Annotated in this window: 23 protein-coding genes, 3 pseudogenes and 1 riboswitch; of the genes and pseudogenes, 4 read left to right on the top strand and 22 right to left on the bottom strand. The window is 33.8% G+C overall.

Annotated elements, in window-relative coordinates; translation table 11 throughout:
• Positions 1–14 precede the first annotated feature (14 nt).
• From TETH514_RS01720 to TETH514_RS01675, 11 genes and pseudogenes are all read right to left on the bottom strand, one after another.
• A complete protein-coding gene (locus tag TETH514_RS01720; protein WP_009051820.1) occupies positions 15–1,208 on the bottom strand; it encodes an ABC transporter permease in 1,194 nt (397 codons plus the stop codon).
• Positions 1,189–1,920, bottom strand: a complete 732-nt coding sequence (locus TETH514_RS01715; protein WP_009051821.1) for an ATP-binding cassette domain-containing protein — start codon at positions 1,918–1,920, stop codon at positions 1,189–1,191. The genes TETH514_RS01720 and TETH514_RS01715 overlap by 20 nt, the downstream gene beginning before the upstream one ends.
• A 15-nt stretch (positions 1,921–1,935) precedes the next feature.
• Positions 1,936–2,466, bottom strand: a complete 531-nt coding sequence (locus TETH514_RS01710) for a hypothetical protein (RefSeq protein WP_009051801.1) — start codon at positions 2,464–2,466, stop codon at positions 1,936–1,938.
• 28 nt (positions 2,467–2,494) lie between these two features.
• A pseudogene (locus tag TETH514_RS12165) lies at positions 2,495–2,638 on the bottom strand (ATP-binding cassette domain-containing protein); the annotation flags it as partial.
• 314 nt (positions 2,639–2,952) lie between these two features.
• On the bottom strand, positions 2,953–3,300 hold the full coding sequence (locus TETH514_RS01705) for a DUF3796 domain-containing protein (RefSeq protein WP_006569170.1): 348 nt from the start codon (positions 3,298–3,300) through the stop codon (positions 2,953–2,955).
• 301 nt (positions 3,301–3,601) lie between these two features.
• Entirely contained in the window at positions 3,602–4,198 is a 597-nt protein-coding gene (locus TETH514_RS01700) for a DUF3108 domain-containing protein (protein ID WP_009051822.1), read from the bottom strand.
• A 2-nt stretch (positions 4,199–4,200) separates the two neighbouring features.
• Positions 4,201–4,959, bottom strand: a complete 759-nt coding sequence (locus TETH514_RS01695; protein WP_003870918.1) for a hypothetical protein — start codon at positions 4,957–4,959, stop codon at positions 4,201–4,203.
• Positions 4,960–4,978: 19 nt separating this feature from the next.
• A complete protein-coding gene (locus TETH514_RS01690; RefSeq protein WP_003870917.1) occupies positions 4,979–5,455 on the bottom strand; it encodes a GNAT family N-acetyltransferase in 477 nt (158 codons plus the stop codon).
• Positions 5,456–5,635: 180 nt separating this feature from the next.
• Positions 5,636–5,959, bottom strand: coding sequence for a DUF1648 domain-containing protein (locus TETH514_RS01685; protein ID WP_006569183.1), 324 nt, complete (start codon positions 5,957–5,959; stop codon positions 5,636–5,638).
• Between the two features lie 66 nt (positions 5,960–6,025).
• Positions 6,026–6,355, bottom strand: coding sequence for a DUF1648 domain-containing protein (locus TETH514_RS01680; protein ID WP_009051824.1), 330 nt, complete (start codon positions 6,353–6,355; stop codon positions 6,026–6,028).
• Between the two features lie 177 nt (positions 6,356–6,532).
• Positions 6,533–6,748: pseudogene (locus tag TETH514_RS01675) on the bottom strand (LuxR family transcriptional regulator); the annotation flags it as partial.
• Between the two features lie 308 nt (positions 6,749–7,056).
• On the opposite strand from TETH514_RS01675, the gene TETH514_RS01670 reads away from it, so the two are divergent.
• Positions 7,057–7,740, top strand: a complete 684-nt coding sequence (locus TETH514_RS01670; protein WP_009051825.1) for a rhomboid family intramembrane serine protease — start codon at positions 7,057–7,059, stop codon at positions 7,738–7,740.
• A 43-nt stretch (positions 7,741–7,783) separates the two neighbouring features.
• Here TETH514_RS01670 and TETH514_RS01665 read toward each other — a convergent pair whose 3' ends face one another.
• Positions 7,784–8,563 (bottom strand): ABC transporter permease, encoded by a 780-nt coding sequence (locus tag TETH514_RS01665; protein ID WP_003867116.1) that lies wholly within the window; start codon positions 8,561–8,563, stop codon positions 7,784–7,786.
• Positions 8,564–8,565: 2 nt separating this feature from the next.
• Positions 8,566–9,294, bottom strand: a complete 729-nt coding sequence (locus TETH514_RS01660; protein WP_009051826.1) for an ABC transporter ATP-binding protein — start codon at positions 9,292–9,294, stop codon at positions 8,566–8,568.
• A 308-nt stretch (positions 9,295–9,602) separates the two neighbouring features.
• Here TETH514_RS01660 and TETH514_RS12815 point away from each other — a divergent pair, with 308 nt between their 5' ends.
• The 3 genes from TETH514_RS12815 to TETH514_RS01650 all read left to right on the top strand — a co-directional run bounded on the left by TETH514_RS12815 (position 9,603) and on the right by TETH514_RS01650 (position 11,287).
• Entirely contained in the window at positions 9,603–9,740 is a 138-nt protein-coding gene (locus TETH514_RS12815) for a nucleotidyltransferase domain-containing protein (protein ID WP_232195878.1), read from the top strand.
• A complete protein-coding gene (locus TETH514_RS12810) occupies positions 9,718–9,936 on the top strand; it encodes a hypothetical protein (RefSeq protein ID WP_012268589.1) in 219 nt (72 codons plus the stop codon). The genes TETH514_RS12815 and TETH514_RS12810 overlap by 23 nt, the downstream gene beginning before the upstream one ends.
• Before the next feature lie 139 nt (positions 9,937–10,075).
• Positions 10,076–11,287 carry an NADP-dependent isocitrate dehydrogenase gene (locus tag TETH514_RS01650; protein WP_009051827.1) on the top strand — a complete coding sequence of 404 codons (1,212 nt, stop codon included), beginning with the start codon at positions 10,076–10,078 and terminating at the stop codon, positions 11,285–11,287.
• A gap of 227 nt (positions 11,288–11,514) precedes the next feature.
• Here the strand turns inward: TETH514_RS01650 and TETH514_RS01645 are convergent, their stop codons facing one another.
• The 9 genes and pseudogenes from TETH514_RS01645 to hemC form a co-directional block, all read right to left on the bottom strand.
• Positions 11,515–12,345 carry an energy-coupling factor ABC transporter ATP-binding protein gene (locus tag TETH514_RS01645; RefSeq protein WP_009051828.1) on the bottom strand — a complete coding sequence of 277 codons (831 nt, stop codon included), beginning with the start codon at positions 12,343–12,345 and terminating at the stop codon, positions 11,515–11,517.
• 3 nt (positions 12,346–12,348) lie between these two features.
• Positions 12,349–13,116, bottom strand: coding sequence for a cobalt ECF transporter T component CbiQ (gene cbiQ, locus TETH514_RS01640; protein WP_009051829.1), 768 nt, complete (start codon positions 13,114–13,116; stop codon positions 12,349–12,351).
• Positions 13,103–13,396, bottom strand: coding sequence for an energy-coupling factor ABC transporter substrate-binding protein (locus TETH514_RS01635; protein ID WP_009051830.1), 294 nt, complete (start codon positions 13,394–13,396; stop codon positions 13,103–13,105). Before TETH514_RS01635 ends, cbiQ begins: the two co-directional genes overlap by 14 nt.
• Positions 13,393–14,142: an energy-coupling factor ABC transporter permease gene (locus tag TETH514_RS01630; protein WP_009051831.1), complete on the bottom strand. Its 750-nt coding sequence runs from the start codon at positions 14,140–14,142 to the stop codon at positions 13,393–13,395. Before TETH514_RS01630 ends, TETH514_RS01635 begins: the two co-directional genes overlap by 4 nt.
• Before the next feature lie 122 nt (positions 14,143–14,264).
• A riboswitch (cobalamin riboswitch) is annotated at positions 14,265–14,480 on the bottom strand.
• Positions 14,481–14,608: 128 nt separating this feature from the next.
• A complete protein-coding gene (hemL, locus tag TETH514_RS01625) occupies positions 14,609–15,910 on the bottom strand; it encodes a glutamate-1-semialdehyde 2,1-aminomutase (protein ID WP_038016383.1) in 1,302 nt (433 codons plus the stop codon).
• 135 nt (positions 15,911–16,045) lie between these two features.
• Positions 16,046–16,471, bottom strand: a pseudogene (locus TETH514_RS12805) (bifunctional precorrin-2 dehydrogenase/sirohydrochlorin ferrochelatase); the annotation flags it as partial.
• Positions 16,471–17,445: a porphobilinogen synthase gene (gene hemB / locus TETH514_RS01620; protein ID WP_009051833.1), complete on the bottom strand. Its 975-nt coding sequence runs from the start codon at positions 17,443–17,445 to the stop codon at positions 16,471–16,473. The gene hemB and the pseudogene TETH514_RS12805, both read right to left, overlap by 1 nt.
• Positions 17,446–17,459: 14 nt before the next feature.
• Positions 17,460–18,953 (bottom strand): uroporphyrinogen-III C-methyltransferase, encoded by a 1,494-nt coding sequence (gene cobA, locus TETH514_RS01615; RefSeq protein ID WP_009051834.1) that lies wholly within the window; start codon positions 18,951–18,953, stop codon positions 17,460–17,462.
• On the bottom strand, positions 18,953–19,852 hold the full coding sequence (hemC, locus tag TETH514_RS01610; protein ID WP_009051835.1) for a hydroxymethylbilane synthase: 900 nt from the start codon (positions 19,850–19,852) through the stop codon (positions 18,953–18,955). The genes cobA and hemC overlap by 1 nt, the downstream gene beginning before the upstream one ends.
• Positions 19,853–19,865: the final 13 nt, after the last annotated feature.

Raw genomic sequence — 19,865 nt, 5'->3', positions numbered from 1 at the left:
TTCCGAGACTATTTTCACACCCTAAATAATGCCCATTCCTGTTTAAACATTAGTGCTGCTATATATATACTAATAGCCACATATACTATTGATGAAAATACAAATATCCCTATGTGTGTCATATTAATAATTCCATAAAGTAATTCTTTAAATATTGAAATAGTCCCAAATACAGGTATTGCAAAATAAGATATAGGTATTTCATTTGGCATTTTATACATCACCAAATATGCCGGAATTATTGCAATAAACATTAAAGGTGAAATATATGTCTGCCCTTCTTTAAAAGATTTTGCATATGCACTTAAAGCAAGCTCCAGTGCAGCAAATATTGATGCTGTAAAAAAGGCAGCCACGAACATGACAACTATTGCCGTTGTACTCAACCTAAAATCGGCATTTAAAGATGCCATATCTTTATTTAAAGAAAAGGAAGCAAAAAGTCCCAAAAGTGAAGCAATAGCACTTATAAGTGCCATGGTTGTTACAGCTAAGTATTTGCCTGCCATTATAGAAAGCCTTGATGCAGAAGTCGTAAGTAAAGGTTCTAACGTACCTCTTTCTTTCTCACCTGCTGCCAAATCAACAGCTGCTCCCATACCTCCTGTTGCCGTCCATAAAGTCAAAAGCATTGGTACAATGAATGCTAAAAAAGAACCTGCCATTTTACTTTGTGAAGCTATGTTTTCAGTTTTTACTTCAATTGGATCTAATATTTTAGGATCTATCCCTTTTGCTATAAGTCTTTCTTTTACAATATTATTCGCATATTCTTTTATAAGACCTCTTATCATATTCTCTGCATTTGAAGATTTCATATTTGACATGTCTACCTGAATTACCAAATCAGCGTTTTTGCCTTCTTCTATATTTTTATCAAAATCAGAAGGTATAACTACAATTGCCCTTATATCGCCTTTTTCAAGACTTTCTTTGGGATTTTGCAAATCCGTTACTATACTCATTCCTGTTGATTTTAAATAATTTATAAATTTTACATTATTTCCTTCATCCAAAACTACTATTTTTGTATCGCTTATTTTTTGATCTGATATGCTTTCTGCTCCACCTATTACTATGTACATCATTATAGGAATAAAAAGAGCAGGAAGTAAAATTGTCACAATCCATGTCTTTTTATCTCTAAAAATGTCCCTTAATTCTTTTTTTAAAACTATGTATACATGCTTAAACTTCAATTTTCTCACCTACCAATTCCATAAATAATTCTTCAAGATTGTCTGTTTTGTATTTCTCCTTTAAATCTTTTATAGTCCCTTCTTCTATAAGTTTTCCTTTGTGTATTATGCCTATCTTGTCGCAAAGTTTTTCTACCTCTGACATGCTGTGGCTTGAGAAAATAATTATCTTTCCTTCTTCTTTACAAAACCTTATAAAGTCGTGCACTTCTCTTACTGAACCTACATCGAGTCCTGACGTTGGCTCATCAAAAAGCATCACCTTAGGGTCATGTATTATTGACCTCAAAATTGCTACCTTTTGCTTCATTCCTTTTGAAAGCTTGCCTGCTGGTCTATCAATAAATTCAGTCATATCAAATTTTTGTGCCAATATATCAATCTTTTTATTTGCCTCCTTTTTATCCATATCGTGAAGCTCTGCAAAATACAGTATATTTTCCCTTGCAGTAAGCCTGTCATATAAACCGCTTTCTCCTCCAAAAAGTATCCCAATTTCTTTTCTTATCTCTTCTGGTTCTTTTATTAAGTCCTTCCCATTTATAATGGCTGTTCCACTTGTAGGCTTAAGCATTGTCGCAAGCATTCTTAAAGTTGTGGTTTTACCAGCACCATTTTCACCTAAAAGCCCGTATATTTCTCCTTCTTCTACCTTAAAACTTAAATTGTCTACTGCTCTTATGTTTTTAAACACTTTAGTCAATCCCTTTACTTCTACCAAAATTATCCCTCACCTTCAATTTTTATCATTTTCTAGGTCTAGTACCAATTTAGATAATGCTTCTTGAATCGCTTGACTGACTTCTTCAAGAAAATCTTTTGAAATTCCCTCTGATTTAATTTCCGGTTCTGGAATAGGTTCAAACCAAGTAAGAAAGAGTTTTTCCATAAATTCTTTAGCAAAATTCTCCGTCACAATGCGGTCATCAAAATCTGAAACTGATAGAAGTTTTCTTTCATCTCTAAAAAGTATAAAATCCCAAAGCCTTATTCTTCTAGTTTCTATAATTTGTAAGAATAATTCTCTTGCCTCTTTTGTCATCTCCCCTTTTACAGCAATAGCTCCCTTCATACCACTCCATGGCTCCACAAAAACTTCAGGTAGCCCAAGAAATTCTTCTTCCCCTTCAGAAAGTGTCATTGTTGGGTCATCAGGAAATCGAACTTCAAAATGAGATGCTGAAAGTACACCATATTTAAGTATAAGCTTCCATATATCAGCACCTCTTCTCTTTCCTATGTAATAATATTCTCTTTCTTTTGACATAGCTCTCACTCCCATCTCACTATCAAATCTTTAAAGTAGTACTTTTCCCTGCACCATTTGGACCTATAAGCACTACAACTTCTCCAGGATACATCTCAAATGAAATCCCATCAACTGCTTTTACCTTGCTATAATACTTTTTTAGATTTTTTACAGAAAGTACACTATCCATCTTCGACCTCCGTTTATGCAGAATTTTAAATGCAAATTATAATCTCTCAAACCATAATAAAGAACAATCACTGGAACACAATACTATAAATTCTACAAAATCCCCTAAAATCCTTCTTCTATTTCCAATCTACAGTAAAATTTAACGTAAGCTTAACATAATTATACCTTATTACCTTTTTATATTTCTAACAGTTAAAGCGTAATCCAAATCATAAAAATATTGCAGCAGGTAGTGGAGTAATTTCTTTTCATCTCCCATAGGTTAATTATGTACCAATTGATAATTCTGTTATAGGCTGATAAAACAGAAGTCTAAGTTTTATTTTTGATTAATTCCCGTGTATTTATATAAAGTAAGTACGAATCTATAATAAAAATTAAAGCAAAAACAATGCAAAACATAGCTTTAAAAATTTCATAACTTACGTTAAATATCAGCATTATTAGCATGAATGATAAGAAAAAACTTGTCACAACAAAACTCACTGTATGCGCTTCTGCCATTTTGTTTTGAAGTTGTTTATCTTGTGGAATGTTAATATATCGACTAGTAAAAAAGTTAGAGAAAAAAGCAAAAAATGCAAAATACATATAAGATTTAAAAAATCCTAAAAAACCAAGAAAACCAAGAAAGCCTAACAACCAAAAGAATTTTTTCATACAAATTCCTCCTAACATGCATAATTATAACCTTATGTTAAAATTATACTAGGTCACTAATTAGACAGAGGGGACGGTTCCTTTCATCTGTTGCACAAATTCCAACAATTTAGCTAACTTTTCATCCTTCTTCTATTCTAACCAGGGTGGAATGGCTCAACTCCTTTTTACGCAATTATATAGACTTAACTCTAAAACCATTATAAAGGATTTGTTCAGGATATTTTATTTGTTATTTTCAACCTTTTTAAGCTTATACACAAGTTTTCCATTATCATACTGATACAAAAGCCTATTTTCATCATCTGAATACCATAAAGCATTTTGCTTCTCCATAAGGGACAATGACTTTCTCTTTAGATACAACTTTATTTGTAATAGGTGCTATCTGAGCAGTTGAAGCTATTGCATCATATATTGTAAACTCTGCTCCTACTTGAAAGGGATATGCCCTCATAATCATAAGAATAGAGTCATTGTCATAATAATATTTAGGAAGTTTAACAGTTAGATTCTGCTCCCCTTTGGAAGTTTCAGCCTTAATATTCCACTTATCCTTGTAGGTAGTTTCTATTTTTATATCTCCTTGTGGTGACATTACATTGTAGTAAGAACTTACAGGCATTAAAGTATCAGATTTAACTGTAGTACCGGTATTCAGCTGTGTTGAATCAATCTTTGTGATAGACGATATCTCATAAGTACTTGTGCTTTGAGACTTTTCAATTGTAAATTTTGCTGTGCCTACCAGTTTGTCATTTTCAAAAATATCATAGGTAAGCCTCTGATAATCTCCCCAAGGAATCCTGTCAAACTCCATAGGCTTTGCATTTGATGAACAGCCCGCAAGAACAAACAATGTAAAAATTATAACTGGCAGTAAAAATTTTTTTAACATACTCAGACTCTCCTTTCCCTTTTAATAGCATTTTTATAAAGAAAATAAAGCAAAACATAGCCTAACAGTGTACTTGACAGCAAAAATACTACATAAGCATAAATAAGAACAGAACGCAAAGCAGGATAATATTGAAAAAACATCGCAAAGTTGTCAATAAACATGTGATAAAGCATTGCAACAGCAAAATATATCAAGAGACTAACGAATTTTTTATTAAAAATATACCTGCTAAAGCCTATTCCTATTATTCCTCCCATAATGCCGTGCATTTGAATAGCAAGAAATCTTTCAAAAACATAAACAAAACCGACAAATGTTCCTACAGGAAACTGCATTCCGAAAACTCTACCATATTGAGGATTATAAAGCAAAAACATCAAAGACATCGCTTCGCCTATACCATAAGCAAGCCCTGTATATGTAAAAATCGCTGTAGAATATTTTAAATCTTTAAATTGTACCATCATATTCTTATCAAGAAAGTATACTACAACCAAAACAGCTAATAATTTGGCTAATTCTTCCCAAAAAGCATTATCCGCCTGCACAATTGTAAGTACATACCACAATGAAGTGTTTAAACTTAAGAGATAAATTTCCCAGTGCTTTCTCAATAAAAATACTATTTGAAATAAAAAACCAGAAATGAACAAATACACCCACATCTTGTTTTTTATATGTATATCTCCCTTTCTCAGTGCTATAAACAAGAACGAAAATACTATAATTACATCAACAAGTACCATTACAAAAAACATTTAAAGCACCCCTTTTAGATTATAAAATCATTTCCATTTTTATACTTTGAGGCTTGAAAGACAGGGATTCATAAAATTTTATTGCTTTTTCATTAAAAGCCCATACAGTCAATTCAATTGAAGAAGCATTAATTTCTTTCCCATATTCAATAGCACTTTCTAAAAGTTTCTTTCCAATACCTTTTCTTTTAAATCTTCCTGCTACGCATAAATCTTCTATATATACTACTACTCTGTCAACAAGAAGCGGATGCTCTTCAATCTTTTTTATTTTATAAATTATATACCCTGCTATCTCATCGTTTTCATTTTCTGCAACCATAATTTTATACTCTGTGTGAGACAACTTATTTATAAAATCTTCTTTGTCCAGTGGAATATCGGTATCTTTGTAATAATCTGGCCTAGCTTTATAATGAATCTCATGCACTTCCTTCACTAGTAATAATAAATTTTCATAGTCCGAAATAATAGCTTCTCTAATTTTTAATCCCATAAAATTACCTCCATTTGGAAGTTATTAGACAAGAAATTTTTTACACAATACTATAAATTCTACAAAATTCCTTAAAATCCTTCTTTTATTTCCAAAGCGTAGCAAAATTTAACATAGTTTTAACATATCTCTATCAGGTTGCCTTCTAACAGTTCTAACTATTTATAATCAGAAAGGGTACTATTTTCGTATAAAAACATACAATAGAAAAATGTCAAAAAATAAAAGTATAGCCCCTGCTGCAATATCATATGTCCCATGAAAAATTTTCTTTTTCCCTTTTGCTTGAGGATATTTTATTGCAATATAAGAAAACAACTGCAATATAGGTATAAAAAATATAAATTCCAACTTAGATACAGCATAATTTATATTTCCAAATGTATCCCTTTGAAGTGGTATACTTTCAGGTAGATACTTATATGCGAAAATATTTATAATAAAGGTTATAACTGGAAAAATATAACCACATTTATAAAAATAATTTATTATTCTTCTTGACATTTTAGTACCATCCACCTTTATTTACTTATTTTACTATAAAATGTTTTCAAAAAGTTAAAATTACAATTACCCTTTCAAAACGCTTTTTAAATTTATTATAAGAATTATTACATCTACAATTAGCATAAGCAGATTAACAAAAATAGCGTATAAATACGTATAAAGTGTTTCCCCTATACTTTTTGTCTTGATCCTTACATATCCATAAAATAACAATTGTATTAAAGGAAGTATAAAAACAAATGTCATTTTAGAGACAGTATTTGAAATACTACCATCAAAGTGCCACTGAATAGCAACATTCTCAGGCAATGCCTTATAAAAAATGATGTTTATGATAAATGTGAAAACAGCAAATAACCAGTTATTTTTGCCTAAAAAATTTATTGCTCGCACAAAATTTTTCTCCCTTCTTATATTACGTTTTTCTCTTCATTTAGCTTTTTTCTTTTCATACATCAAGCAAATATAAGAGCTAAAAATATTAACCAAAGAGTCGTTATAATTATAACACTCGCTTCCTATAAAATCCACTATACTTTCGTATAGTATTTTAAACTATAATGCCTTGTAAATATCGCTAAGCAAAAATAGATACTCACCTTTTGCCCAATCCTCTTCTACACTCATATGAAAAGCTTCTATGAGCTCTTTATTTGTATGTATTTTCTTTTGCAAATCTTCTGGATTTAATATCACCAATGGCAGAGTTATTGAAGGGTCAATACCAATTTCCCTACATCGCTCATATGAAGAAATTAGTTCCCCTTGTAGGCATAAAAAATTCATTTTTTATACCCCCAAAAAGATTGAACCATTTTTAATATTATACAATATTTAGAGCAAAATTTGTGAAATTTGGAACGAAAGTGTCATTTTGGGGAACGAAAATGCATTTTTCGCCTAATATTTTACAATTAGAAATTATAAAAATTGAGGAGAATGCCCTCCTCTTTTCTTGATACTTAATAGATTTACTTAATCATTAAAATATTACTTTTTCAGAATTACTTGTGCTATAATCTTAATATAATTTTGATTTGATACGGAACTCGGTTTTCCTGCAAAAGTAGAATAAAAAAAGTGGAGGGTTAAAAATGTTTCCAATCAGGGATAATATACCAAGCAGACGACCACCCCTCATTACGCTCTTGCTCATAATAATAAATTCGCTCATCTTCTTCACTCTTTCAAGTGCTTCATACAGCACTTTTGCCGGGTTTGTTTACAAATACGGGCTTATACCAGCAAAAGTTACAAAACTGGTTATATCCGGTGTACCCTTTTCTAGCAGCGACTTATACCCTTTTATCACCAGTATGTTTCTTCACGGTAACACACTTCACCTAATTAGCAACATGTGGATACTTTGGCTTTTTGGAGATAATGTTGAAGATAGGATGGGTCATATAAAATTCCTCATTTTCTACCTCCTTAGTGGGGTAATCGCAGGTGTATTTCACATGGCTTTTAATCCCATCTCACCAGTGCCGGTGGTAGGGGCTTCTGGAGCTATTGCAGGCGTTATGGGTGCATATTTCGTATTATTCCCGTCGGCAAGGATAATTACGCTGGTACCAAGCTTTTTCCTGGTTCCAGTCTTCCTTCCTATACCCGCCGTGGTCTACCTCTTCCTATGGTTCCTGACACAGCTCTATTCCGGCACGGTCTATTCTGTCATTGGTAGTACAACGGTTGGTGGAATAGCCTGGTGGGCACACATAGGAGGATTTATCAGTGGTGTGTTGTTAAATAGGTTGTTCCTTAGAGATAGGTATTAATTAACTCATGCTCACAACGGCGATTCCTCCAGTCCAAAGAAAGCTAATATGTACCCAATAATCCATTTTTCCTGGCATATCTACTACTCATGCCAAAAATCGCCGAACCAACTACAAACCACAGCATACTCACAAGTATAAGCATCAGCCACTCATTGTAAGAAATAACAATATTACTTACAGATTTTCTTGCTATATCATTTCCCACTGTAAGAGGTATAATGCAACTAATTGCGCTAGAAGGAGATGTTTTACTCAATGTGTCTGTTACAAAAAGAAGCAGGATTTGTATAAGTAGTGTTAATTGATTAATTCTTTTTGCTATTAGGGAAAGTCCTCCCAAAATAAGACCCATGCCATACATTCCAACTAAGGTCATTAAAAGGGATAGTATAACTTTTCCATTTACTGTAATACTCACTCCTATAATTAGGTTTGAAAAAGCAATTATTACAGCAGCTACGATACTGCTTAATAGAAGGCTACTAATTATATTTCCTGCTATAAGAAAAGGGTAAGGAATTACTGCCATAAATTTTTGTTCCAAAGTACCTTTAACTGCTTCTATACTGATTTCACTGCTTACTCCACTTATAGCTGCTATCGAATAACTCCAAAAAATATACCCCAAAAGAAGGAGCGTTTTAGAATTTCCAGGATTGTTATAATATTCTCCTAACATACTACCCGTATCCATGAAAATAAGTCCAGCATAAAGAAGTGTTAACACTACAATATCACTGACCAAACCCATTTTATATGAAAAACTTTCCTTTAAACTTCTTCTTATTTCAGCTATTACAATGTTTAAATATTTGAACATATTTAAGCCTCCTTTAAATTTGCATGTATTTTATATTTATTTTCTATGTCTTCTGCTGTAATATTGATATTTGCGAATTCATCTACGATGTTCCCATTGTTTATTATTATAAATCTGTCAACTGTCTTTCTCAAAAAATCTACATCATGAGAAGCAATCAATATTGTTATTTTCATCTCCTCTCTCAAGGTCTTAACAGCACTGGTAAGTAAAATACGCGATTCTATATCTAATCCATTAAAAGGTTCATCCAAAATTAAAAGCTCCGGTTCGTGAAGTAAAGAAGCAGTTATTGCTACTCTTTGTTTTTGACCCATTGAAAGCGTGTTTACTTTTCGTGTTAATAATTCTTTTGTTTTTAGAATGTCTGCGTATTTTTCTATATTTTTCTTTATTTCTCTCCCTGTTTTCCCTTTTATACTTCCAAAATAATAATAATTATCAAGAACCGAAATAGCCCAGTATAAATTTCTGTTGCCTTCGAGTACGACGCCTATTTTTTCCATCATTTTCAATCGAGTTTTATCCTCCATTTTGACATTGGATACAATAACTTCACCTGAATCAGGAATTGTTAAACCGCATATTATTTTAAGTAAAGTGGTTTTACCCGCTCCATTCGGTCCAAGAAGTCCTACTATTTCCCCTTTATTTATATTCATGGATACATTGTTTAAAGCTATAATCTTGCTTTTATTGTATTTTTTGTACAAATTTTTGACAGTAAGCAAATCTTTCATTCCTCCTTGTTATTGTCTATCGAAAGAATAATTACATCATTTCTAAATCTGCTTGATTTTAGCATTATTAATGGCGCAGTTATTGAATGGTCAATACCCATTTTACTGCATCGTTTATAAGAAGAAAGTAATTCCTCCTGCGGACATAAAAAGTCCATTTTTTATACCCCTAAAAATGTAAAAACACTTTTTAAATATTATACAATATTTGAAATTAAATTTGTGGATTTTGGAACGAAAGTGTCATTTTTGGGAACGAAAATGCATTTTTCGCCTAATATTTTACAATTATATGGCTAATGTTATCTGGTAGTGCCACGGAATATCAAAACAAAAACAGCGATATTGATTTTGCAGTTTTATACAATAAAAATGTCTCATTGGAGGAAGAACTTACATTAGAAGTTAAAATAAGTGAAATATTCAAAAAGAGATGACATTGATGTGATAAATTTAAATAAAGCTCCTTTAAACCTTCAACACAATGTCATTTATACGGGAGAATTATTATATTGCAGTGATTATTTGAAACTGGCGGATTTTAAAGAAAAAGTTTTTAAATACCATGGAGACTATGGAATTACTCTCAAATTCTTTTATGATTATTATTTGGAGGGACTGATTAAAAAATGACCATTAATTAGGATAAGATAACTTTTCTGTTGCGAAAACATGACTTATCCTATATAATAATATTCAAGTTATGCTTTATCAATTTGTATTGATAAATTTTCGAAGTTTTTGTTATATCTTAGACAAAGGAGAGAAGTAAATGGCTAACAAAATTCAAATGAAGGTACCCCTCGTTGAAATGGACGGGGACGAAATGACAAGAATCATATGGAAATTGATAAAAGAAATACTTTTAGAGCCCTATATAGACCTTAAAACGGAATATTATGACCTTGGAATTAAAAACAGAGATAAAACAGAGGATCAGGTCACGGTTAATGCGGCATATGCCATCAAAAAATATGGTGTCGGCGTAAAATGTGCAACAATTACTCCAAATGCCCAGAGAGTTGAAGAATACAACCTTAAAAAAATGTGGAAAAGCCCTAATGGTACAATCAGAGCAATACTTGATGGCACAGTTTTTCGCACACCTATTATTGTGGAAAGTATTAAACCTCTCGTAAAAACATGGAAAAAGCCCATTACAATTGCAAGGCATGCCTATGGAGACATTTATAAAGATGTAGAATATCGGGTTGAAAACAAAGGAAAAGCAGAACTTGTTTTTACCTCTGAAACAGGTGAAGTGTCAAGGCAAACAATACATGAATTTGAAGGTCCTGGTGTCATCCTTGGCATGCACAACACTGATGAATCGATAAAGAGTTTTGCAAGAGCATGTTTTAACTATGCCTTAGATACAAAGCAAGATTTGTGGTTCGCAACCAAAGACACCATATCAAAAATTTATGACCACAGATTTAAAGACATATTCCAGGAAATATACGAAAATGAATATAAAGAAAAATTTGAGAAAGCGGGAATTGAATATTTCTATACTCTTATTGACGATGCTGTGGCTCGAATTATAAGGTCTGAAGGCGGAATGATTTGGGCATGCAAAAATTATGACGGCGATGTAATGTCAGATATGGTAGCAACAGCATTTGGAAGCCTCGCCATGATGACATCTGTGCTAGTATCTCCTGATGGCAAATACGAATTTGAAGCAGCTCATGGAACAGTTACAAGGCATTATTACAAATACCTTAAAGGAGAAGAGACCTCTACAAATTCTATTGCTACAATTTTCGCATGGACAGGTGCTTTGAAAAAGAGAGGAGAACTTGACGGAATAGAAAGCCTCGTAAACTTTGCTGACAAACTGGAAAATGCATCTCTTCAAACAATTGAAAAAGGTATAATGACAAAAGATTTAGCAGCTCTCTCTGATTTGCCAAATAAAACTGTTGTAAATACAGAAAGTTTTCTTCTTGAAATTAAAAAGACCTTGGAAGAGATAATGTAAAAAGTAGTATGTGTCTTCCCCTGTAGGAGCGTGGGCGGGCTCTGCCGACACTTTTATAACACTTTCAGCAAATGTTGCTGTAATACCCCTAGTAGTAGAATAGGCGTTGCCCATCCCGTGTCAATGGAAGATGACAGCGCTCTCTTTGGATATTTTACAGCAATTATTCTCTTCAGGACAAAAAGAAAATAAAATAGAATAAAAGCTGCTAAGGCTTCAGCAGCTTTTTATTTTATACATTTTTTTAATTCCTCTATATTTTTTGGTATATTACTTCCATTCATAATTCCTTTTTCTTTTAAAATTTCATATATTTCCAAAAGCATAGGCTTTCTCAAATCACTCCAATCGAGTTCTTTTTCGTTAGTAAAAACAACTGCTGGTTCGCCTTTTGCAACAACTTTTCCCTTCCTCATGACATATATATAGTCAGCCCATGAATAAGCAAAGTCCACATCATGAGTTGATAAAATGATTGTCTTTTCCTCTTCAGCTAATTTGTCAAACAAACCCATGATTTCTTGTACATGCTTAGGATCTAAATAAACCGTTGGCTCATCCAGTATAATGACTTCAGGCTCCATAGCTATGATATCAGCTATTGAGACGCTTTTTTTCTGTCCATAGCTTAAAAAATGAGTGGGCTTGTCTTTTAAATCAATAATTCTCATTTGTTTCATAGCTTTTTCCACTTTTTCTTTTACTATATTTTCTGGATAACCCAAATTCATAGGTCCAAAAGAAATCTCTTGGTATACACTGGCAGAAAAAAGCTGTATGTCAGGATTTTGAAAAACAATACCCACATTCTTTCTGAGTTTGGTAAGTTCGGTACGATTGTATTTTATTTCTTCCCCGTTATACAATATTTTTCCTGATTTAGGTTTCAAAATTCCATTGAAGTGCAAAAACAGTGTTGTTTTACCTACACCGTTTGGACCTAAAACTGCAGTCTTTTTACCCTTCTCTATCGATATATTTACGCCATCTAAAGCTTTTGTACCGTCGCTGTACTCAAAAGTAACATCTATCGCTTCTAATATAAATTGCTTTTTCATAGTTCACCTTCTTAAAAGCATTGATATGCTTATTAAAATTAGTTCTATCAAAATAATAAATATTATATTTTTATAACAAAATTTGTAATCTTTACCGATGACTTTTAGTTCTCCGTTATAACCCCTTGCTTCTAAAGCCACATATAAATCCTGTGAATCTTTGTAAGACTTAATAAAAAGAGAAGATATCAAAAAGCCTAAAGACCTATAACTATTTTTTAATGTGGCATATCCCAATCTTGAATCCTGAGATATATAGATTTCCTCAGCAGCCTCGACTAAAACAAATATCAATCTGTAAATTAGCTGAAGTAACTCCAAAAATAGTGAAGGAATTTTTAATTTCTTTAAGACATTTATAATGTCAACTACAGGAGTAGTAAGAGCGAGAAAATACAAACAAGACACTACTGCTAAAACTCTGAAAAATAAAATAACAGCAGTATTAATGCCTTTTTCAGTAATTCCTAAAGTTACTCCAAAAATATTAAGGCTTATTAATGCAACACTCTTATCCCCTATAACATTTATGATAAGTGTCAATATGCTTATTATCAAAAAAGAAAAAGGAATTAGCATAAGCTTAATGTACACTCTTGCTGGAATTTTCGCTTTAAATACAGTTACCACAAACATCAAAATAATTACTGCAATATTAGTATAGGCATCAAATTCAAAGCACAAAATCATTGTTAAAAGGGCAAATAAAAGTTTTTCAACAGGATGTACATTGTACATCCTGTTTGTGTAAGAGTAACTATCTATTAACATTTTTTCTCCACTTCGCAACACCTATATAATATCCTAAAAATCCTGCGCCAATTGCAGCTTGGAGCGCAAACAAAAGGCTTTCAATTTCTCCGCTTGGTGGCTCCCAAATTGGTTCAAACCATGGCTTATAATTTTTGTCTACCTCAGCAATAGCCTGTGTCGCCCTGTCATCTGCGCCAGCAAATTCAGCGTTTTTAATAGTAACAAGAGGAAACACGATCAGCAAAATGACCAACAAACCTAATATCAAATTTTTCATTAAAAACTTTTTATCCTTCATACTGCCTTACCTTCTTTCTCTAAAACGTTAAGCTCAATGAGTTCCTCTTTGCTGTAGGCAGTTAGCATATTAATTACAAGCACAGTTAAAAGCCCCTCACTTATTGCCAAAGGTACCTGTGTCACTGCAAATATCCCCATGAATTTTAAAAATGAGGCTGTAAATCCGCCTACTTCAGTAGGAAAAGCAATAGCAAGTTGGAGGGATGTTGTCACATATGTAAGCAAATCCCCAATTGAGGCAGCTAAAAATACTGCAAGCCAATTTGGACCACCTGCTTTTTTTATTCCTTTAAATATATAATAGGAAGCAATTGGCCCTACTATAGCCATGGAAAATGTATTAGCACCCAAAGTTGTTATACCCCCATGAGCTAAAAGCAGTGCCTGAAACAAAAGCACTATAAGGCCTAAAACACTCATAACAAAAGGTCCAAAGAGTATAGCTCCAAGCCCTACACCGGTTGGATGCGAACAACTTCCTGTAACTGAAGGGATTTTCAAGGCCGAAAGCACAAAAGCAAAAGCACCTGCAAAACCCAAAAGCATTTTAAGCTTTGGATTTTCCTTTACCTTTTTGTTTATCGCTATAAGTCCCACAACCACAAAAGGCAAAGAAGCTATATCCCATATTATGCACCATTTAAGAGGAAGAAACCCTTCCATTATGTGCATGGAATAGGCAATTTCCGGCGCTATTAAAAGTAGCGCAAATGCTGTAAACAATACCCATTTCCATTTTTTCACACTACACACCTCTTTTTATGAAATTTAAGCAAAAATAAAGCCTCTTAACTTACCAACGGCGTTAAGAGGTTAAAAAATACATAGGTATCCTTTTATAACACCTCCTCTATCGACCGTAGAGTAAGTGTAACACAAATACAGGCAGGTCTCCTGACTTAGGTTCATCGCTCTTTACGCCTTCCCACCCGGCATTCACCAAGTATTCGCTGAGTGCCGGACAGTGGCATAATGTAAAGAGCTCACCATCACAGTGGCGGGACCGTGCAGGACTTTCACCTGGCTTCCCTTTTAACCCAATTTTGACTGCAAAATTGGGCACCTGTATTTGCTTGTTATTCAATTCTTCCTTTAAATAAAGCATATCATTTTATAAATTAGGTTGTCAATAAAAGGCAAGAATTCTATCTGTGCTAAGATTTTGTAGATAACTCATTCAGTTTGACATTTTGCACAAACCGAAATGCCTTTATTCTAATTGCTGACTTATAATTTTCGCCACTTCAAAACTTGTTTCAATCGTTTTTTCAATGTCATCATCTGTGTGAGCAGTTGACAAAAAGAAGGTTTCAAATTGTGAAGGCGGCATGTATATTCCTCTTTTAAGCATCTCTCTAAAATATTTAGCGTATAAAGTAGTATTCGATTTTAGTGCAGAATCATAGTCATGCACACTCTCTTTATTAAAAAACATACACATCATGCTGCCTATTCTATTTATTGTAACATCAATTCCATTTTGAACCATGCTCTCTTTTAACCCATTACATAGTTTTTCTGCTTTTTTATCTAATTCTTCATAAAGGGTCGGATCCTCAGATAATATTTTTAAAGTCTCAAAGCCTGCTGCCATTGCAAGAGGATTGCCAGACAAAGTCCCTGCTTGGTACACAGGCCCATCAGGAGAAACCAACCTCATTATCTCTTCTCTTCCTCCATAGGCACCGACAGGAAGTCCACCTCCAATGATTTTCCCAAGTGTGGTAATGTCAGGCATGACGTTGTAAAATCCTTGTGCCCCCGAATAAGACACTCTAAAACCTGTCATCACTTCATCAAAAATTAAAAGTGCCCCATACTTTGTAGTAATCTCTCTCAATCCTTTTAAAAACTCTTCATCAGGCAAAACAGTACCCATGTTTCCGGCAACAGGCTCTACAATGACACCAGCAATATTTTCACCATAAACTTTAAAAATGTCTTCTACCATTTTGATGTCATTGTATCTCGCTATAATTGTATCCTTTGCTACCTCTTTTGTCACGCCCTTTGAATCAGGAATTCCAAAAGTAAGTGCCCCTGAGCCTGCTTTTATAAGTAAGCTGTCAGAATGTCCGTGATAACATCCTTCAAATTTTACAATGATGTCTCTGCCCGTATACCCCCTTGCAAGCCTTATAGCACTCATGGTGGCTTCTGTTCCTGAATTTACCATTCTGACAACTTCTACAGATGGAACAGCCTCAATTACTTTTTCCGCCATCTTAACTTCTAACTCTGTGCAGGCTCCAAAACTGGTCCCAAGTTGTGCCTGTTTTTTAATAGCTTCTACCACCTGTGGATGTGAATGCCCAAGTATTAGCGGTCCCCATGAAAGAACGTAGTCTATGTATTCATTGCCATCTTCATCCCATATATGACTTCCTTGCCCCTTTTTTATAAAAACAGGAGTAGCTCCTACTGATTTAAAAGCCCTTACAGGGCTATTGACACCACCCGGCATAAGTTTTTTAGCTTTTTCAAAAAGCTTTTGTGATTTATCAGTTTTCACAGAATCACCTCTTAACAGCCCGCTTTTCTCAATAATTTTTCTGTAAATAGCCATTTTCTCTTCTTCAGCAAAATCTTTTTCCTTTAATTCTATCCTCTTCTGGTATAGCTTTTGTAATAGTTTTTCATACTCGTCATTGAAAATTGACTCCAATTTTTCTTTTATCATTCTCGAAAGAAGTGGACTTTTGCCACTTGTAGATATAGAAATAATTAAGTCTCCCCTTTTTACAATGGCAGGTACAATAAAAGAAGAAAGGTCTTTATCATCAACCACATTTACAAGCACATTGTATTTTTCTCCATCTGACGCAACAAGTTTATTTACCTTCTCATCATCTGTAGCAGCAATCGCAACAAAAAATCCCCTTACATCCCCTTGTTGATACTCACGTCTTATAAGTTCCACCTTTTCTTTTGCTGAAAGCTTAAGTATTTCCTCATCAAAAGAAGGAGAAATGGCAGTAACTAAAGCTTCTCCTTCAACAAGAGATAAAATTTTTCTAAGAGCAACTTTGCCACCCCCTACAACAAGGCATTTTTTGTTTTTTATATTAAGCATTATAGGGTAATAAACCATTTTGCAACATCCTTTGCAAAGTAGGTTATAACTATGTCTGCCCCTGCCCTTTTAATTGAAGTGAGTATTTCTAAGACTACCGATTTTTCATCAATCCAACCCATCTTAGCTGCCGCCTTTACCATTGAATATTCTCCACTTACATTATAAGCAGCAATAGGAATGTTGAAATTATCCTTTACCCGCCTTATAATATCAAGATAAGAAAGTGCCGGCTTTACCATGACAATATCTGCTCCTTCTTCAATGTCAAGAGCTATTTCTCTTAAGGCTTCGTTGGAGTTTCCATAGTCCATTTGATAAGACTTTCTGTCGCCAAATTGTGGGAAAGAATTTGCTGCTTCTCTAAAAGGTCCATAAAAAGAGGAAGCGTATTTAGCACTGTAAGCCATAATAGGTGTGTTTACAAATCCTTTACTATCTAAAAGCTTTCTTATGGCAGCTACTCTTCCATCCATCATGTCAGAAGGCGCTACAATATCCGCCCCTGCCTCAACATGGGACAAGGCTATTTTAGCGATGTAATCTATCGTTTTGTCATTTACAACTTGTCCATTTTCAACAATTCCACAGTGACCATGAATTGTATACCCACACATACACACATCTGTTATTACCACAATTTCAGGCACTTTTTCTTTTATTTCTCTCACCGCTTTTTGAACGATGCCTTCCTCACTATAAGCCTCTGACCCTAATTCATCTTTATATGAAGGCACACCAAAAAGTAAAATAGCAGGAATTCCAAGGTCACGCACTTCTTTAACTTCTTCTACAAGCAAATCTATAGAAAAATGGTAAACACCCGGCATTGAATCTATCTCTTCTTTTATATTATCTCCTGGCACAACAAAAAGAGGATATATAAGGTCACCAACATCTAAAGAAGTTTCTCGTATCATCTCCCTTAAAATACTGTTCATCCTAAGCCTTCTTGGCCTTTTTACCAAATCCATTTTATCTCCTCTTTCTATTGGTTTTGATAGTTTTTTAATATTTCTTCAATAAGTTTTTCCGTTGTGTATTCACTTGGCATTATGTCTACATTAAATCCTTTATCCTCTATAGCTTTCTTTGTTACAGGTCCTATTGCAGCTATTTTAGAGTTTTTTAGAAGATTTATTTCGTCTCCTATTAATTGATGCATATAATTAAAGGTAGAGGAACTTGTAAATACAGCAATATCTATTCCTTTGCGGAGTTCACTTATAAGCTTTTCCTTTATTTCATAATTTGGTTCATTTTTATATGCGACAATTTTTTGTACGTTAGCACAATTTCCTAGACTTTCCAGCAATATATCCCCGCCTATCTGAGAAGTCAAAAGCGCTATGTTTTTTCCTTCAACATGTTTTTTAAGTGCATTTGCTAAAGAGTATGAGGTGTACTCCTCAGGAATTATATCTGGATATATAAAAATATTTTCTAAAGCTTCCGCAGTTTTACTTCCTATCGCTACTACTTTAATTCTTAAATTTCTTAAATCAACCCTTTTTTCTCGGGAAGCTTCAATAAAACTCCAAACGTCATTTACACTTGTAAATACAGCATAATCGAATTTATGTATTTCTTCTAAAAACTTTACTATATTATTTAAAAACGGCGTGATTTTAATAGTAGGACAAACAACAACATCTGCTCCCTCTTCACTCAAAATTTTTTTCATCTGCTGTGATTGTTCATAGGTCCTTGTAAGCAAAATCCTTTTCCCAAAAAGCTTTTTGTTTTCATACCATTTTAATCTGTCCCTTAATGTTACAACATCTCCTACAGCAAAAACTCCCGGATTTTTTATTCCTTCTTTTCGTACAAGACTTGAAATATCAATGAGTTTTGCAGTCACAACTTTTTGGTTTGGAGTAGTACCTTCCATTATTACTGCTGCCGGTGTATGAGGGTCTTTGCCGTAATTGAGAAGTTTTTTCACAATTTTTTCTATATTTTTTATCCCCATGAGAAATACAAGTGTCCCATCGAGTTTTGATATGACCTCCCAATCGAGTTTTTTATCTTTCCCTTTCCATTCATGACCCGTTATTACGTGAAATGACGAACTTAAATCTCTATGGGTTACAGGAATTCCTGCATAGGATAGGACAGCCACTGCAGATGTTATGCCTGGCACTACCTCATAAGGTATTCTTTTTTGTGTAAGATATTCCGCTTCTTCGCCACCTCTTCCGAATACAAAAGGGTCTCCTCCTTTAATTCTTGCTACTTTTTTGCCAGAAAGGGCCTTTTTCGCAATTATTTCATTTATTTTACTTTGAGGTACTTTGTGATTATCCGGAAACTTTCCAACATCAATAAGCTCTGCATCCTTTTTTGCCATTTTTAAAATATCTTCATTAATGAGCCTGTCATACACCAGCACATCTGCATTTTTTATTAGTTCGACTGCTCTCAATGTTAAAAGCCCAATATCTCCAGGTCCTGCTCCGATCAAATATACAATCCCTGACATCATATACCTCCAAATTCCTCAATAAGCTTTTCTATCATTTTATCGGTTTCTTCAATTAAGCCAGTCACTTCACTTTTTAAAAGCTTATTCTCTTTTTGATAAGCAACTTTTATGTTTATTTTTTCTTCGTCTTCCTCTTTTCTGTATTGGGCATAGGCACCAAAAGGCTGTCTACAATTAACTCCAAAGGCTTTTAGAAGTTCCCTTTCAACAGAAGCCTCAAAAAATGTTTTTCTATCAACAATGTAGGGATAAAACTCTTGAAATATATTATCAAAACTTTCTGCAATTTCTACTGCAAGAATTCCCTGACAAGGTGCTGGTACAACTACATCAGGTGGAAAATATTCAGTAATAATATTCTCCAATCCTAACCTGTGCAAACCCGCCGCTGACAAAACAATGCCGTCAAGGTTTAGTTCTTCCATTTTTTTGAGCCTCGTCCTCACATTACCTCTTATTGGAACAATCTGTATGTCTGGCTTTAAAGCTTTAAGCTGCACTTGCCTTCTTAAACTGCTGGTCCCAATTTTAGCCCCTTCTTTTAAATCCATAAATTGCGTACCATCTCCTGAAACAAACACATCCTTTGGGTCTTCTCTTTTTAAAACTGCCATGAGCTTGAGCCCTTTAGGTATTTCATAAGGCATGTCCTTCATGCTGTGGACTGCCATGTCAATTTCGCCTTTGAGCAATGCACTTTCTATTTCTTTTACAAAAACCCCTTTTCCCCCTATTTCACTAACAGGTTTGTCAATTAATGCATCCCCTTGTGTGGTTATCTTTACTATTTCAAATTCAAAATCCTGCCTAAACTTTTTTATTTCATTTATAACCATTGCAGTTTGCTTTAAAGCCAATTCACTTGACCTTGTGCCGACTTTTATAACTTTTTTCATCTTTCCCTCCAGA

Origin of the sequence: Thermoanaerobacter sp. X514, from assembly GCF_000019065.1 — a bacterium.
Taxonomy (GTDB): domain Bacteria; phylum Bacillota; class Thermoanaerobacteria; order Thermoanaerobacterales; family Thermoanaerobacteraceae; genus Thermoanaerobacter; species Thermoanaerobacter pseudethanolicus.
Note: the sequence above shows the minus strand (reverse complement) of the source record. Positions and strands in the feature narration are given on the sequence as shown.